This window comes from Aliidiomarina soli (assembly GCF_003986975.1).
Lineage (GTDB): Bacteria > Pseudomonadota > Gammaproteobacteria > Enterobacterales > Alteromonadaceae > Aliidiomarina > Aliidiomarina soli.
This window is the reverse complement of record NZ_PIPO01000004.1, coordinates 177,371-192,951: the sequence shown is the minus strand read 5'-3', so window position 1 is coordinate 192,951 and position 15,581 is coordinate 177,371. Positions and strand designations below refer to the sequence as shown.

Here is a 15,581-nt window from a genome sequence, read left to right as displayed (position 1 = left end):
CCAAATTCAGGGATTTGCTATGTCAACAACCAACCAAGCTTTGTTCTCACGCCAGTCAATTCGTTCTGCATGTGAGACACCACCACGCACTAATCGCGAGCGGCGCCAACAAGCTCAACGCTTTATCGAGCAACTAAGCGGTGACTTTTATCCGGCGTCAAGCCGAACCTATCTGCAGGGATCACGTCCCGATATCAGGGTGCCAATGCGCCAGATTGAGCTTTCCGATACGCGCAGCGGCGACCCCAAAAACCCCAAAGTAACACCGAATGCAGCAGTCAGTGTCTATGATACCTCAGGTCCCTATGGTGATATCGACGCTCAAATCGACGTCAGCACAGGCCTGCAGAAGATGCGCCAGCCCTGGCTCATTGAGCGCCAGCAAGACGCCTCACCGACCCAACTGCATTATGCGCGACGCGGCATCATCACGCCGGAGATGGAGTTTATCGCTTTGCGTGAAAGCATGGGCGGCGACCATATCAGCGCCGAATTCGTGCGCAACGAAGTGGCCGAAGGACGTGCCATCATTCCGCTTAATAAAAACCACCCGGAAGCTGAACCGATGATCATCGGACGCAACTTTCTGGTCAAGGTGAACGCAAATATCGGCAATTCATCCACCACCTCATCGATCGAAGAAGAAGTCGAGAAGCTGGTATGGTCGGTGCGCTGGGGCGCCGATACCATTATGGACCTGTCGACCGGGCGCGACATTCATCAGACCCGCGAGTGGATCCTACGCAACAGCCCGGTCCCAGTGGGAACCGTGCCTGTTTACCAGGCGCTGGAAAAAGTAAACGGCATTGCTGAGAATCTGAACTGGGAGGTGTTTTATCAAACCCTGCAGGAACAGGCTGAGCAGGGCGTTGATTACTTCACTATTCATGCCGGCGTGCTGCGTGATTTTGTGCCGCTAACGGCCAAGCGAGTAACCGGCATTGTTTCCCGTGGCGGTTCGATTATGGCCAAGTGGTGCATGAGCCACCAGCAGGAAAACTTCCTCTACACTCGCTTTGCAGATATCTGCAAGCTATGTGCGCAGTATGACATTTCACTGTCGCTAGGTGACGGTCTGCGCCCCGGATCCATTGCAGACGCCAACGACGACGCCCAGTTTGCCGAATTACGTACCCTCGGCGAGTTAACCAAGGTCGCCTGGCAGTACGATGTTCAGGTAATGATAGAAGGTCCCGGCCATGTACCAATGGATAAAATCAAAGCCAACATGGATGAGCAACTGAAGCACTGCCATGAGGCCCCCTTCTATACCCTGGGGCCGCTGACCACCGACTTTGCACCCGGCTATGACCATATTACCTCAGGTATCGGAGCCGCCATGATCGGCTGGTTCGGTTGCGCCATGCTCTGCTACGTGACCCCCAAAGAACATCTTGGTCTGCCAGACAAGGAGGATGTCCGTCAGGGACTGATAGCCTACAAAATTGCCGCCCATGCAGCCGATCTGGCGAAAGGCCATCCGGGCGCACAGATCCGCGACGATGCCTTATCGAAAGCTCGTTTTGAGTTCCGTTGGGAAGACCAGTTTAATCTCGCTCTCGACCCGTTCACAGCCCGCGACTACCATGACCAGACTCTGCCTCAGGAGGCCAATAAAAACGCCCACTTTTGCTCCATGTGCGGGCCCAAGTTCTGCTCGATGCGCATCAGTCATGAGGTGCGCGAGCAAGCCGAGGCCAACCAGACAGCGCAAAACAACGCCATTAAGGTGACCGAACTATGAGTCAGCCGCCGATTGCCTGGACCATTGCCGGTTCAGATTCAGGCGGCGGCGCGGGCATTCAGGCCGATATGGCGGCCATGCGCGCGTTCGGCGTGCACCCCTGTTCGGTGGTGAGCGCACTGACTGCGCAAAACTCACAGACAGTGACCTGCATCGAAGCTGTCTCGCCGGCTATGTTCGCCGCGCAGCTTGAGTGTCTGCACGCCGACTTACCGGCCAGAGCCATTAAAACCGGGATGCTGGCAACGGCAGGTCAGGTCAGTTATCTGGCGGATTACTATACCCGTTGCCTGGGTGATGTCCCGTTGCTGGTGGATCCGGTGGCAGTCAGCGCCAGTGGCCAGCCCCTGGCCGGGGAGCAGGTGCTCGACAGGATTCGCAGTCACCTCATCCCTCTTGCCGCACTGGTGACCCCTAATATTGCAGAACTCGCCATCCTTTGCGGGCATGCCGTTGACAGTGACGAGCGCCTGCAGCAAGGCGCTGAGCAGCTATTGCGGCTAGGCGCTAAAGCGGTACTGGTCAAAGGCGGTCATGCTGTTTGGCAGGGCGATCAGGCCTGTGATTATTTTTTCAGTTCGCAGCTTAGCTTTAAACTCATCCAGCCACGTCAGCCGACGGTGCATAGCCACGGCACAGGTTGCAGCATGGCGTCCGCCATAGCCGCCTGCCTCGCACGCGGTGACCTGGTTGAAGATGCAGTGGTGCAGGCTAATGCCTATATCGCTGCCGGACTGTCGCATGCGCAGCCACTGGGACAGGGGCCCGGGCCTGTTGCTCACACTCAGCTTCCCTCGCCGCCCCATTACTTTGCCAAACTAGTCAGCCTGAGCCCGCGTGCCAGTGACGTGCACAGCCCGGCCTTTGAACCCGTCGATACGGACAACCTGGGTCTCTACCCCATCGTCGATAACACCGCCTTGCTCAGCGAACTGCTCAGACTTGGCGTACAAACCATCCAATTGAGGATCAAAGAAGGGTCCCAGCTAAAAATTGAAGCAGCGGTGGCGGAAGCGGTGTTACTGGGGCGACGCTATCAGGCGCGGGTATTTATCAATGATTACTGGCAGTTCGCACTGAAGCATAAAGCGTACGGGGTTCACTTAGGTCAGGAGGATTTGCAGATGGCCGATCTGCAGGCGATTCGGCGTGCCGGTTTGCGGCTTGGTGTCTCTACCCACGGCTACTACGAACTGCTCAATGCGCTGGCTTTACGGCCATCCTACGTCGCTTTGGGCCACGTGTTTGCCACCCCCACCAAAGCCATGAAGAGCAGTCCACAGGGTTTGCAGCGATTAGCGCACTACACCGCCATTGCCGAGGACATGCCAACCGTTGCAGTCGGCGGGATCAACCTCGACAACGCGGCCAAGGTTAAGGCGTGCGGGGTCGGTAGTATCGCGGTCGTCCGCGCTGTCACCGACTGCATCAATCTGGCGAAACAAGTAGAGGCGTTTACCGATGTTATTGGACGCTGACTTTCTGCGCTACAGCCGTCAGTTGATGCTTCCGCTTTGCGGAGAGTCTGGTATACAGCGCTTGCGACAGGCCCGGGTAGCGCTGGTGGGGCTCGGCGGGCTCGGCAGCCTGGTGGCGCCTTATCTCGCTGCTGCGGGGGTTGGCACATTGCGACTGTTTGACCACGACAGTGTCAGTCTGAGCAACCTGCCACGGCAATGGCTCTACCAGGAAACGGATGTGCAGATGCCGAAAGTTGCGGTTATGGCCAGACAGCTAAAAACCATTCACGCAGGACTAAAGGTTGGCGCAACGGCGGTGCGGGTCTCAGCTGACAATGTTCATCATCTGCTCAGCGATATCGACCTTATCATCGACTGCAGTGACAACATGGCGACCCGTCAGCTTCTCAACCAGCATGCGTTCAAAACTGAAACTCCGTTGGTCACTGGTGCCGCTATTGGCATGCAGGCGCAGGGCATGGCCTTTCATTCTGCCCACTGTGGCGCGGAATACAACGCTGGCTGCTACCACTGCCTCTACCCGATCACTGAGCTAGCGGCTGGCAGTTGCCAGACTGACGGCGTGCTTGGCCCTGTAGTCGGTATGGCTGGATGTTATCAAGCCACTTTAGCACTGCGTATTTTACTGCAGGACCCTGCCATGCAATGGAGTCAGCTGTGGCGCTTTGATCTCGCCAGTGGCAATCAGCAAATCATTCAGATTACTCAGGACCCGGCCTGCCCGGTCTGTGCCGGCCACGCCTCTGCATTTAGCTAGGAGTTTTTATGTTTATTTATATTAATCAGCACGCCATAGCCTGTGGCAGCGACGACACCCTTGCAAAGGTGATCAGAGCGTACTGTGACGACCATCAATTGCATTTTGACGAGGTCGCCGTAGCGCACAACGATAGTCTGATGCCTCGGTCGCAATGGGCTCACCAAAGGGTCGTTGCGGAGCAGCGGTTTTCACTTTTTAGTGCAGTGGCAGGAGGCTGAGCATGTTAACCATTGCAGGCCATTCGTTTAACTCAAACTTATTAACCGGCACCGGTAAATTTGCCAGTCCAGCGCTGATGGCAAAAGCCATCGCGGGTAGCGGCAGTGAGCTGGTCACGCTGGCGCTGAAGCGGATTGAGCAAGTGCAGGACAAGGATATGACCTTGCGTCATTTACGCGAACTGGGGGTCAGGCTGCTGCCTAATACCTCGGGTGCCAAAACCGCCAACGAAGCTATCCTGGCTGCGCAACTAGCACGGGATATGCTTGGTACCTCATGGCTGAAACTAGAAATTCATCCTGACCCACGGCATTTGTTACCGGATCCAATGGAAACCCTGCTAGCCGCCGAGCAACTGGTTAAAGACGGCTTCGTGGTGCTGCCTTACTGTCCGGCTGACCCCACGTTGTGTTTACGCCTGCAGGAAGCCGGCTGCGCGGCAGTGATGCCGCTCGGTTCACCTATTGGTTCAAATCAAGGCCTGCAAACCCGCGACTTTCTGCGCATTATCGTCGAACAGAGTCAGGTGCCGGTGATAGTCGATGCTGGCATTGGTGCCCCCAGTCATGCCGCTGAAGCCTTTGAGATTGGTGCGGACGGGGTACTGGTCAATACCGCCATCGCCACCGCCGCCGACCCGGTTGCAATGGCTCATGCGTTTCGGCTGACCTGCGAGGCCGCCGCCTACAGCAAACAAGGGAAGCTTGCTCAACCAGCTGCGGGTGCTCAGGCATCGAGCCCCTTCACCACCTTTCTGGAGCCATCATGAACCCTGTCCAGGCGATCATTGATAATACGCGCAGAGCCGGGCCGTCGATGACCATTGATGAGCTGGCCTGCCTGCTAAGCGATGAGGCAAAAGAGTACCTGCAGCCGATGGCCGAGGCCGCCTCACAGCTGACCCGTCAGCGCTTTGGCCATACCATGCGTTTGTTTATTCCGCTCTACCTGTCAAACCTGTGTGCCAACGACTGCAGTTATTGCGGGTTTTCGATGAGCAATGCGATTAAACGTACTACCTTGTCGATGACTGCGTTGGAGCAGGAGTGCCTGGCTCTCAAGGCGCAGGGGTTTGATTCTGTGTTATTAGTGGCGGGGGAACATGAGCGTAAAGTGGGTATGCCTTACTTTCGCCAGGCGATGGCCGTGGTGCGGCGCTTTTTTTCCCATATAGCGCTGGAAGTGCAGCCGCTGGCCAGCAAAGACTACGCCGAATTGCGCACTCTGGGGCTGGCTGCTGTGTATGTTTATCAGGAAACCTACCAGCCAGATGCCTATGCGGAACATCACCTGCGCGGCAGAAAAACCGATATGCAATGGCGCCTTCAGGCACCTGCCAGAGTGGCCGCCGCCGGGGTTGATAAAATTGGTCTGGGTATATTACTCGGTCTGGCCGACTGGCGTACTGATGCACTGGCCTGTGCCCGCCACCTGCGTCAGCTGCAACAGCACTATTGGCGCAGTCGTTATTCGCTCGCCTTCCCCCGCCTGCGCCCATGTGCCGGGGGGATACAAAGTCAGCATCTGGTCGATGACAGGACGCTGCTTCAGCTGATTTGTGCTTTTCGCCTGTTTGAGCCGAATCTAGAATTGGTGTTGTCTACCCGGGAGTCGGCAGGATTAAGGGATCATCTCATACCGCTTGGAATCACCCATATCAGTGCAGGTTCGAAAACTCAGCCTGGCGGCTATGCCGAGGACAGCATTGCGCTCGAGCAATTTGCCACCAGTGACCCGCGTAGTGCCAGCCAAATGGCAAGCCGCTTATTACAAAGTGGCTTTGAGCCAGTCTGGAAAGACTGGCAAGCGGAGTTTAGTTAGCGTGGTTAACGCGGTTCAATCCAGCCCGCTTTATGCAAACCCTCGCAGTCTGTGGCGTCGCGGCGGGTATCGTTTTCGTCTAACGATGACGCCATGCCACCCGGGGTGCCTGGAACATCAACAAAACGAGGGTCGTCACATTCGCGGTCCATGGTCCACAAGCCACTGTCGTCGCCATAATCGAAGCCACCGCACGCGCTTAATGTCAGCGCGGTGGTAGCTGCCAGTAACGCCCATTTAGTTTTTGTAAGCATGTTATCTCCTTGATATGTGTTGCTCGCATTCGCGATCTACGTCGCTATCCTTTCCATACTAGATTGCCTACAAAACAAAGGTCAACGATTTATTAACTTTTACTAATTCGTTAACACCCGAATTGACCCTGCTCAAGAAACTTGAGTACCGCGTTCAGGCACGCTGGCTGCTGATGGATTGCCTTGTGACCAAAAGGCAGCGTAATCAGTCCATCAATATCATTCGCTCGCGCCGAGGCTATCTCGACCCGGCCATCCGATTGCGCGGACAACCAGAAACGGCCAAGCCCCTGGTTGCGGCTGCCTGCGATAACCCCAAGTTTAAATAACGAATTGGGTTTGGCAGGGTAAGGGCGGTTGCTCAGCAGCGCATTAACCGCCTTAAAAACCTGTCGGTAGCCGGGCACTTTGCAGGCTATTTCAGCCAATCTGCTGCCGTCATGAGGTGTCGCAATAAAGACCGAGTGCTGAAGATGCTGCACTGAGTGTCGTTGCCAGTAAGCACGCACAATCAGCCCACCCATACTGTGGGCGACGAAACTGACTGACGGAGCCTGCCGAATCTGTGCGCCAGCCTGGCGATGTAAAGCGTCCACACACTCATCAAGCGAGCCAAAGGTTGTCGGCAACTTAACCCTGAGTACGGAGTAGCCCTGTTGTTCCAGTCCTTTTGCCAGGAACGCCATATCGCGTGGCCCTTTAAAGAACCCGTGAACCAATACCACTAAGGTGTTTTGCATTGCTTTACTGCCCGATGAGTGTAAAAAACGCGTTATATAGCAAGAGTAAATTTGACAATCCACGCTCAGCGCCCAAGCTTTATAACCATCTACAGTATAGATTTAGTTATGCATATCAAGCCGTAACAGGTCTCAAACAGCCAATTATCTTGGCTACTAACTTTGAACGAGGTTTATGATGAAAAAATTATCACTGACGTTACCCGTATTAGCTGGTGTCGCCATGCTAACTGTGGCCTGTACCGATCGCCAGCAGGATCAAATGGCGGAGCGCGGCGACGACGTTGCAGAGCGCGTTGAGTCCATGTATGGCGACATGATGGACCGTTTACGTGAAGCCCGTGAAGAGGGAGAAATTTGTTTGTCGGAGCTCGAAGAAATGCGCGAAGAGTGGAGCGAGCAAAATGACGAAGTCGATATCGACAGTCTCGACGAGGTAGACCGTGAGCGCATGCGGATGTATGGCAATCAGTTAAGCGATACCATGGACGACCTTGGCGATACGATTGACCGCAGCTGTTAAGCCGCGGTTTAAGCGAGGTCTAAGTAAAAGGAAGGGCGCGTCACAACGCGCCCTTTTTACTTGCTTCAATTCGTTGCAGGACAGCCGTCTTCACTCGCCGGATTCATAAAATACGACACCATGGCGGAGACTTTGTTGTCACGCAGTGTATAGAGGTCACAAAAACAGAATTCGCGCTCGCTGCCGTCTCTTTCAGTCATGTGCATACGACCGCTTAGCAAAGCTTCATCACCACTGATAAAGAAACGCTCGGTGGTTAACTGCATTTTATAATCAGCATTGCTCATTTCACCTATCCAGGTGGCAAACGCCTCTTTGCCGTGGATTCCTTTATCATCAGTAGCCATTCTAAAATGAACATCGTCAGTGACTGAATTAACAATGGTGTCGATATCCTGATCAGCCCAGGCCTGATTAAAACGGGTCAAAAATTCTTTGGTTGTACTCATAACGTACTCCTATCGATTAGGGTTGCTAATCTAATCGCTTCACCCGCCGCGCAGTCGACACTTACCCATTATTTTTACTAATCACTTTTTACTCGTCATTTTTCCCCATTAATAAGCGATGGATTCGCTGGCGCAGAAACTGCTGCTCACTACTCTGTTGGGTATTTTTTAACGCTTCGCGATAACAGTGCAAAGCGTCTTCATCGCGTTTAAGCTGCTCAAGATAATGCCCCCGGGTGGCATGCAGTAAGTGGTAACCATCCAGTTCGCCAGTCAACATCAGTTGTTCGATCTCCGCCAGCGCCGCTTCGACCCCTCTGGTCTTCGCAATTGCCACCGAACGATTCAAACGGATAACAGGGGTATCCTGAATTCGCAACAGCACATTGTACAGGCCTAGTATTTCGTCCCAATCCGTTGCCTCCGCATTCGCGGCCGTAGCGTGAACCCCGGCTATAGCCGCCTGCAGGCTATAGGGCCCAACCCGACCACTGGCAAGAGCGATTTTAACCAGCTCATCGGCTTCATTAATCATGCCCTGATCCCATAAACGGCGGTCCTGATCATGCAGCCGGATGAGGTCCCCGTTGTGGTCAGTCCGGGCACGGCGTCGGGACGCCTGAAACAGCATCAGGCTGAGCAGTCCTTTCACTTCAGGCTCATCCAGCAGGTTCGCCACTAAACGGCCGAGGCGGATTGCCTCAGCCATCAGGTCGGGGCGTAGCAGCCGGTTCCCGGTCGACGCTGAATACCCTTCATTGAAGACCAGGTAAATAACCTGCAACACCGCATCCAGCCGCGCCGCTAGTGCAGCTCCCTGAGGGACTTCATAGGGAATATTGGCGTCTTTTATTTTTCGTTTAGCCCTTACAATACGCTGAGCCAGCGTCGATGGCTGGGTCAGGAATGCGCTGGCAACAGCTTCGGTGGTCAGCCCGCAGATTTCACGCAATGTGAGAGCCACTCTGGCATGCTCGGACAGCGCGGGATGACAGCAGGTAAACATAAGTCGCAAGCTGTCATCTTCAATATAATCAGTCTCTTCCAGATCCAGTTCGGAGGTTACCCTTGCTTCATCGCCGTTTTGACTTAGTAATTGTTGATGCCGCTGTTGCTGCCGAATTCTGTCAATGGCTTTGAAGCGGCCGGTAGAAATAAGCCAGGCACGCGGCTTTTCCGGAATGCCATCGCGTGGCCATTGTTTCAGCGCGGCCGAAAAGGCTTCCTGCAAAGCCTCTTCAGCCGCTTCAAAACTCCCCAAAAGACGAATTAAGGTCGCCAGAACCCGCCCTGACTGTTGCCGGTATAAAGCATCCACATAAGACGGAATATCAGCAACAGGAGGTACCGGCATGGTTAAACATCCAGCTCACGTACCGGCCGCACTTCAATAGAACCCACCCGAGCCGGAGGGATTTTCTCGGCAAATGCTATGGCTTCGTTCAGATCCCGCGCCTCTATCATATAGAAACCAGCCAGTTGTTCTTTGGTTTCCGCGAACGGACCGTCAGTCACCGTCGCCTGCCCGTCACGAACTCTGACCGTAGTCGCAGTCGCCACCGGCTGTAAAGCCTGCCCGGCAATCAACATACCGCGTTCCGCTGCCTTACTGGCATAAGCATGGCACTCACTATCGTGCGGACTTTCCGGTAATGAATGCAGATCATTTTCATTGGCATAGACTAAACATAGATATTTCATGGTTATTCCTCGTTTGAAGTTGAGCGTCGTAGTCCTAGTCGTGCCATTTAGATGGTTTTCGACAGTCGCCGCAACCGCTTCGTGCTGGCCCTATGCCGCAGCAAGAATGGCCTCATTATCTTGAACTTTACCTGTACGTTTTCTATACCATAAAAACCGCCGCGAAAGCAGACCGAAAAACGACTTACAACAACTCCACAGGGAGCACCATGAACGGACTTATTGAATACCTCGCCGTCACCATCGCCGCTTTATTTGTTATTGTGAACCCGCTTACCACCGCTTTTATTTTTGTGTCGCTCTTACCACGAGCCTCCATTACCACCATAAAAACCACGGCGCGACGCTCTACGACCATCGCCACCTGCATTTTTATTACCTTTGCGTTGCTCGGCGGAGTGATCTTTAAGCTATTCGGCATCACCCTTGAGGCGTTTCGGATTGCCGGCGGCCTGATTCTTTTCGGCATCGCGATGGGGATGATTCGTAAAGGCCAGGATGAAGCTGAAGATGTCACCGGTGACGACCCGCACGGGGATGGCAAGATCGCCAATGATATCAGCGTCATTCCGCTCGCTATTCCATTCATAAGTGGCCCCGGCTCGATTGCCACAGTGATGATTCTGACCAGCGAAGCACCCACGGTCTGGCATGTATCCATTGTCTTCCTGGCAATTCTTATCACCACCATTACCTGCTACTTCGGTATGATTTACTCTCATTCGCTGGTTAAATACCTCGGTGAGACAGGGAAAGAAATTGTGACCCGTATTTTTGGTATCATTCTCGCAGTACTGGCCGTTCAGTTCGTCATTAACGGCGTGCTCGACATATACCGAAGCCTGTAATACAAGGAGAGACAATGCCAATAGTCATCAAACCAGCCTGGATACTTTGCGCCGCTCTGGTATTGCCACTATCAGCGAGTGCCAACGCCCCTCAAATGGCGCATTCTAAAGGTGCCCCAGCACCCTATTTTGACGACTATGCGCCGGGTAGTCTGGAGGCGATTGTGGCATTTTTCGCTGAGCATAATCTACTGGTCGAAAAGCGGGCAAACCAGGTCGCTGTCCCCTTCCTGGTTGGTGCTTACGAACGCGAAGATTTGGAGCAGATCTTTAACGACGACATTAAACGCTTTACTACAGCGTTTGGGCTTAAACTCGAAGACATAGCAAACCGTCATAGTGATCAAGCCGACAATGGTATACATCGTCAGGCTGGGATGGCTTATTTTTCTGGCGATTACCAGACACTGGAGCATCTTCGTGCCGATCTTAAAGGTCGCTTCTATGTGTCAGACTGATTCACCCGGGAACCTGCATGGTAATTGATATCTTTAACGGCGACGCCGACGGCATTTTTGCGCTGCTGCAATGGCGTAAGGCGCACCCGCTGCCAGAGCAGGCAGACACGCACATGCTGGTCACCGGGGTAAAGCGCGACCACGCTCTGCTGCAACAGGTTTCCGCTAACGACTTAGCCACGGCTGAACTGAACCTGTTCGATCTGCCCTTTGATAAAAATAGTCAGGCGCTGCAGGCCTGTATCGAGGAGGTGGCTGCAGTCTTCTATTGTGATCACCACCACAGCGAACAGCTTTTTACCCACCCTAAACTACACACCCTGATCGAAACCGGGGCCAGCGTCTGTACCGGATTGCTGGTCGACAGGCTGCTACAGGGGCAACATCGGCTGTGGGCTCTAGCCGCCGCCTATGGTGATAACCTCGATACGGTTGCCACTCAACTCGCCATCGAACAGGGCCTGTCGCCAGCCCAGCAAAATCAGCTGCAACGGTTGGGCTGGCTGGTGAATTACAACAGTTACGGCGCTCAGATGAGTGACTTACACCTGTCCCCGGCTGATCTTTATCAGCAGCTTTGCAACTACGACAGTCCGTTTGCGGTTATCGACGACAATAGCTCCGCCTACCAGCTACTCGATCAGGGCTTTACCGATGACATGGCCCGGGCGGAACAAACCCAGCCCGGCCTCTCTACCAGCCATACAATGCTGGTAGACCTCGGGGGCGAACCCTGGGGACGTCGTATTAGTGGCAGTTTCGCCAACCTGCTCGCCCGGCGTCACCCCGACAAGGCGATTGTCGTTGCGACGCAGAATCCTTACAGCGAACGGCAAGGCGAATCGCTGACTATTAGCTTACGCGCCCCACAGCATCATTTAAGCGGTGCCAACCAGCTCTGCAGCGCATTCAATGGAGGCGGCCGTGCCGGTGCCGGCGGCGTGAATGACCTGCCAGCTGCACAACTGGACAACTTTGTCCGCCAGGTGGGTGACTATTATGGTAACTACCAACTATAAAAAACCAAGCATAAAAAAAACGGCGACCCTCAGGTCGCCGTCGCATTGACTATCTAGTATCAGTTAAAGCCTACTTGCTGTTACCGCAGGTCGAAACGGTCCAACTGCATTACCTTAGTCCAGGCGCTGACAAAGTCGTTCACGAACTTCTCTTCCACACCAGATACCGCATAGGCTTCAGCGGTAGCACGCAATTCTGCGTTGGAGCCGAAAATCAGGTCAACTGGGGTCGCAGTCCACTTCAGCTCACCGCTGCTGCGGTCATACCCGTTGAAGATACCGTCTTCGTCGTCAGATTTTTCCCAACGAGTAGACATATCGACCAGGTTTACAAAGAAGTCGTTGCTAAGCTGGCCAGGACGGTCAGTGAAAACACCGTGCTGCGCACCACCTGTATTCGCATCCAGTGAACGCAAGCCACCAACCAGTACCGTCATTTCAGGAATGGTTAAGGTCAGCAGGTTAGACTTATCAACCAGCATTTCTGCAGGCGATACACGGGCATCTTCGCTGTAGTAGTTACGGAAACCATCGGCATCAGGCTTGAGCATGTTGAACGCGTCGACGTCGGTTTGCTCGGCCAGTGCATCCGCACGACCTGGTTCAAAAGGAACGTCAATGTCATAGCCTGCGTCGCTCGCTGCTTTTTCTACCGCAGTAGCGCCAGCCAGTACAATCAGATCTGCCAGGGAAATGCCACGGTTGCCGCGACGGTTGTTGAACTCAGTCTGAATGCCTTCCAGCGTTTCCAGAACACGAGCTAACTCGTCCGGGTTATTCGCTTCCCAGTTAATTTGTGGTTCAAGACGGATGCGAGCACCGTTTGCACCACCACGCATATCACTACCACGGAACGTCGAAGCCGACGCCCATGCAGTGCGTACCATTTCAGGCACAGTCAGGCCAGAGTCAAGAATTTCAGACTTCAGGCGACGAATATCGCGTGCATTGACCAGATCATGTTCAAGCTCAGGAATAGGATCCTGCCAGATTAACGCTTCTTCAGGAACTTCGCTGCCGAGGTAACGAGCACGAGGGCCCATGTCACGGTGGGTCAGTTTGAACCAGGCACGAGCGAAAGCATCTTCGAACTCAGCCGGGTCCTCTTTGAAACGCATTGAGATTTCACGGTACGCCGGATCTTCACGTAGTGAAATATCGGTAGTAAACATAATTGGTGCGTGACGCACGCCGTCGCGGTGCGCATCAGGAACCAGTGTTGAACCCTGCCCATCAACCGGGATCCACTGGATAGCGCCAGCCGGACTACGGGTCATTTCCCATTCAAAACCGAACAGGTTGTCCAGGTATTGCGTGGTCCAGGCAATCGGGTTGGCCGACCATGCGCCTTCCAGACCTGACGTGATAGTGTCTTCAGCGTTCCCTTTGCCACAAGTGTTAACCCAGCCTAAGCCCTGATCTTCAATATCAGCAGCCGCCGGTTCACGCTCTAAACAATCACTTGGCTTGTGCGCGCCGTGTGCTTTACCGAAGGTGTGACCACCTGCGATCAGAGCAACGGTTTCTTCGTCATTCATTGCCATACGGCCGAAGGTTTCACGAATATCTTCCGCCGCCGCCAAAGGATCAGGGTTACCGTTCGGTCCTTCAGGGTTTACATAGATTAACCCCATCTCGGTCGCCGCCAGAGGACGCTCCAGTTCACGCTCACCTTCATCGCTACCGCTGTAACGTTCTTCGTGACCCAGCCATTGTTTTTCCATTCCCCAATAGGTGATATCTGCCTGCCATTGGTCTTCACGACCACCAGCGAAACCAAATGTAGGGAAGCCCATTGATTCAAGGGCCACGTTACCAGTCAGAACCATCAGGTCGGCCCATGAAAGCGAGTGACCATATTTTTCTTTAATTGGCCAAAGCAGGCGACGAGCGCGGTCCAGGTTAACATTATCCGGCCAGCTGTTAAGCGGTTCAAAACGCTGCTGAGCACCACCGGCGCCACCACGACCATCGTATTCACGATAAGTACCGGCGCTGTGCCATGCCATACGAATAAAGAAAGGACCGTAATGACCGTAGTCAGCTGGCCACCAGTCCTGAGAATCTGTCATTAGTGCTTCGATATCGGCTTTAACCGCCTGCAGATCAAGTTTCTTGAATTCTTCTGCATAGTTAAAGTCAGGCCCAAGCGGGTTCGACTCGACACTGTGTTGGCGTAAAGGAGCCAGGTCCAGTTGCTCTGGCCACCAGAAATTGCCTGATGCCGGCTTACCGGAACTAAATCCTGGCGCAGATGCCAGCATTGCTGACATAGCTACTGCAACCGCAGCAAGCGCCGTTTTTTTTGTTTTAAGCATAGTTTGGTTCCTCTGACATATGAGAGAGATTGTTAAGCCTGCTTACTATAAAGTTATAAATCCATTTAAGAAATGCATAATCGATTGGAAAAACAGATTGAATTCATCGGTTTATTACATTTTGGTTAACTAACACTGCGGCGACTATTAGTTTAAGCTCAAGGGCATCGATGAATGACTTGAAGAATGACCTGAAGAATTATGTATCAAATTAGGAGTGTGTTATGAAAGCGATTCAACTGCAGAAACCGGGTGGCCTGGACAACTTAAAAGTGGTCGAGCTGGATGATCCTGGCCAACCTGGTCGCGGCGAAATCCGGGTACGTATACATGCCAGCTCGCTTAATTTTCATGACCTCGGCGTGGCACTCGGACAGATGCCAGCAGCGGATGGGCGGATCCCAATGTCAGACGGCGCTGGCGTAGTTGAAGCGGTCGGCGACGGAGTCAGTGATTTCCAGCCAGGTGACCACGTGGTTTCCACCTTCTTTCCTGAGTGGCTCGATGGCGAGCCGGAGATAGCTGACTTTTCCACCACGCCTGGCGATGGCATTGATGGCTTCGCCTGTGAATATGTGGTGCGCCCTGCAACTGCGTTTACCCGCGCGCCACAAGGCTATAGCTTTGCTGAAGCCGCCACCTTAACCACTGCAGGGCTGACCGCGTGGCGTGCGTTGGTGGTGAATGGCCAGTTAAAAGCAGGCGACACAGTACTGGTTCTGGGCACCGGTGGGGTTTCCATTTTTGCCTTACAACTCGCCAAAGCGATGGGCGCGACGGTGATTGCGACGTCGTCGTCGGATGAAAAATTGAAACGGGTGCAAAGCCTGGGTGCTGATCATGTGATCAACTACAAAACCACCCCGGACTGGGGCGACAAAGTACGTGAGCTGACCGCTGGTCGAGGCGTTGATCACACGGTTGAAGTTGGCGGTCCGGCAACCCTGACACAATCCATTCAAGCCACCCGAATCGGTGGTCATATTTCACTGATCGGTGTGCTGACCGGGATTTCCGGTGAGGTTCCCACGGTCGCATTAATGGCCCGTCAACAGAAGCTGCATGGTTTGATTGTCGGCAACCGCGCACAGCAACTGGCGATGATACGCGCACTTGAAAGCACCGCCATCAAGCCGGTCATCGACCAGACATTTGCGCTGGAGAATCTGGCCGATGCATTCGCTCTGCAGAAAAAAGGCGGTCACTTTGGCAAGATCGTGCTGGAGTTCTAGCCAGGCACTCTGGT

Annotated in this window: 17 protein-coding genes; 11 read left to right on the top strand and 6 right to left on the bottom strand. The window is 53.9% G+C overall.

The annotated features are described in order from the left end of the window. The first annotated feature begins 19 nt into the window (after positions 1–19). From thiC to thiH, 6 genes are read left to right on the top strand one after another with little or no spacing between them, the layout of a single operon-like run. Positions 20–1,744 (top strand): phosphomethylpyrimidine synthase ThiC, encoded by a 1,725-nt coding sequence (gene thiC, locus CWE14_RS10025; protein WP_126799257.1) that lies wholly within the window; start codon positions 20–22, stop codon positions 1,742–1,744. After that, positions 1,741–3,222, top strand: a complete 1,482-nt coding sequence (thiE, locus tag CWE14_RS10020) for a thiamine phosphate synthase (protein WP_126799256.1) — start codon at positions 1,741–1,743, stop codon at positions 3,220–3,222. The genes thiC and thiE overlap by 4 nt, the downstream gene beginning before the upstream one ends. Further along, on the top strand, positions 3,206–3,982 hold the full coding sequence (locus CWE14_RS10015; protein ID WP_126799255.1) for a HesA/MoeB/ThiF family protein: 777 nt from the start codon (positions 3,206–3,208) through the stop codon (positions 3,980–3,982). Before thiE ends, CWE14_RS10015 begins: the two co-directional genes overlap by 17 nt. Before the next feature lie 8 nt (positions 3,983–3,990). Next, positions 3,991–4,203: a sulfur carrier protein ThiS gene (gene thiS / locus CWE14_RS10010; protein WP_126799254.1), complete on the top strand. Its 213-nt coding sequence runs from the start codon at positions 3,991–3,993 to the stop codon at positions 4,201–4,203. A 2-nt stretch (positions 4,204–4,205) separates the two neighbouring features. Further along, positions 4,206–4,973: a thiazole synthase gene (locus tag CWE14_RS10005; RefSeq protein WP_126799253.1), complete on the top strand. Its 768-nt coding sequence runs from the start codon at positions 4,206–4,208 to the stop codon at positions 4,971–4,973. Next, a complete protein-coding gene (gene thiH, locus CWE14_RS10000) occupies positions 4,970–6,025 on the top strand; it encodes a 2-iminoacetate synthase ThiH (RefSeq protein ID WP_126799252.1) in 1,056 nt (351 codons plus the stop codon). Before CWE14_RS10005 ends, thiH begins: the two co-directional genes overlap by 4 nt. Positions 6,026–6,030: 5 nt before the next feature. Here the strand turns inward: thiH and CWE14_RS09995 are convergent, their stop codons facing one another. Both CWE14_RS09995 and CWE14_RS09990 read right to left on the bottom strand, forming a co-directional pair. Continuing rightward, a complete protein-coding gene (locus CWE14_RS09995; protein ID WP_126799251.1) occupies positions 6,031–6,279 on the bottom strand; it encodes a hypothetical protein in 249 nt (82 codons plus the stop codon). A 110-nt stretch (positions 6,280–6,389) separates the two neighbouring features. Continuing rightward, the gene (locus CWE14_RS09990; protein WP_126799250.1) at positions 6,390–7,019 is read right to left on the bottom strand and encodes an alpha/beta fold hydrolase; all 630 of its coding nucleotides are present in this window, start codon (positions 7,017–7,019) and stop codon (positions 6,390–6,392) included. 178 nt (positions 7,020–7,197) lie between these two features. Here CWE14_RS09990 and CWE14_RS09985 point away from each other — a divergent pair, with 178 nt between their 5' ends. Then, on the top strand, positions 7,198–7,542 hold the full coding sequence (locus CWE14_RS09985; RefSeq protein ID WP_198676573.1) for a hypothetical protein: 345 nt from the start codon (positions 7,198–7,200) through the stop codon (positions 7,540–7,542). A gap of 65 nt (positions 7,543–7,607) precedes the next feature. Here CWE14_RS09985 and CWE14_RS09980 read toward each other — a convergent pair whose 3' ends face one another. From CWE14_RS09980 to CWE14_RS09970, 3 genes are all read right to left on the bottom strand, one after another. Continuing rightward, positions 7,608–7,991, bottom strand: coding sequence for a nuclear transport factor 2 family protein (locus CWE14_RS09980; protein ID WP_126799248.1), 384 nt, complete (start codon positions 7,989–7,991; stop codon positions 7,608–7,610). Between the two features lie 88 nt (positions 7,992–8,079). Next, the gene (locus CWE14_RS09975) at positions 8,080–9,345 is read right to left on the bottom strand and encodes an RNA polymerase sigma factor (RefSeq protein WP_126799247.1); all 1,266 of its coding nucleotides are present in this window, start codon (positions 9,343–9,345) and stop codon (positions 8,080–8,082) included. Between the two features lie 2 nt (positions 9,346–9,347). After that, positions 9,348–9,692, bottom strand: coding sequence for a YciI family protein (locus CWE14_RS09970; RefSeq protein ID WP_126799246.1), 345 nt, complete (start codon positions 9,690–9,692; stop codon positions 9,348–9,350). A 209-nt stretch (positions 9,693–9,901) separates the two neighbouring features. Here CWE14_RS09970 and CWE14_RS09965 point away from each other — a divergent pair, with 209 nt between their 5' ends. Genes CWE14_RS09965 through CWE14_RS09955 form a run of 3 tightly spaced genes read left to right on the top strand, consistent with a single transcriptional unit; the run spans position 9,902 to position 12,017 of the window. Next, entirely contained in the window at positions 9,902–10,540 is a 639-nt protein-coding gene (locus CWE14_RS09965; protein WP_126799245.1) for a MarC family protein, read from the top strand. Positions 10,541–10,554: 14 nt separating this feature from the next. Then, complete coding sequence (locus tag CWE14_RS09960) at positions 10,555–10,998, top strand: hypothetical protein (RefSeq protein ID WP_126799244.1); 444 nt, start codon at positions 10,555–10,557, stop codon at positions 10,996–10,998. Between the two features lie 17 nt (positions 10,999–11,015). Then, positions 11,016–12,017 (top strand): DHH family phosphoesterase, encoded by a 1,002-nt coding sequence (locus CWE14_RS09955; RefSeq protein ID WP_126799243.1) that lies wholly within the window; start codon positions 11,016–11,018, stop codon positions 12,015–12,017. Between the two features lie 80 nt (positions 12,018–12,097). On the opposite strand, the gene katG is transcribed toward CWE14_RS09955, so the two are convergent. Then, a complete protein-coding gene (gene katG / locus CWE14_RS09950; protein ID WP_241972383.1) occupies positions 12,098–14,290 on the bottom strand; it encodes a catalase/peroxidase HPI in 2,193 nt (730 codons plus the stop codon). Between the two features lie 269 nt (positions 14,291–14,559). Between katG and CWE14_RS09945 the strand changes: the two genes are divergently transcribed. Further along, positions 14,560–15,567, top strand: coding sequence for a zinc-dependent alcohol dehydrogenase family protein (locus tag CWE14_RS09945; RefSeq protein WP_126799241.1), 1,008 nt, complete (start codon positions 14,560–14,562; stop codon positions 15,565–15,567). Positions 15,568–15,581: the final 14 nt, after the last annotated feature.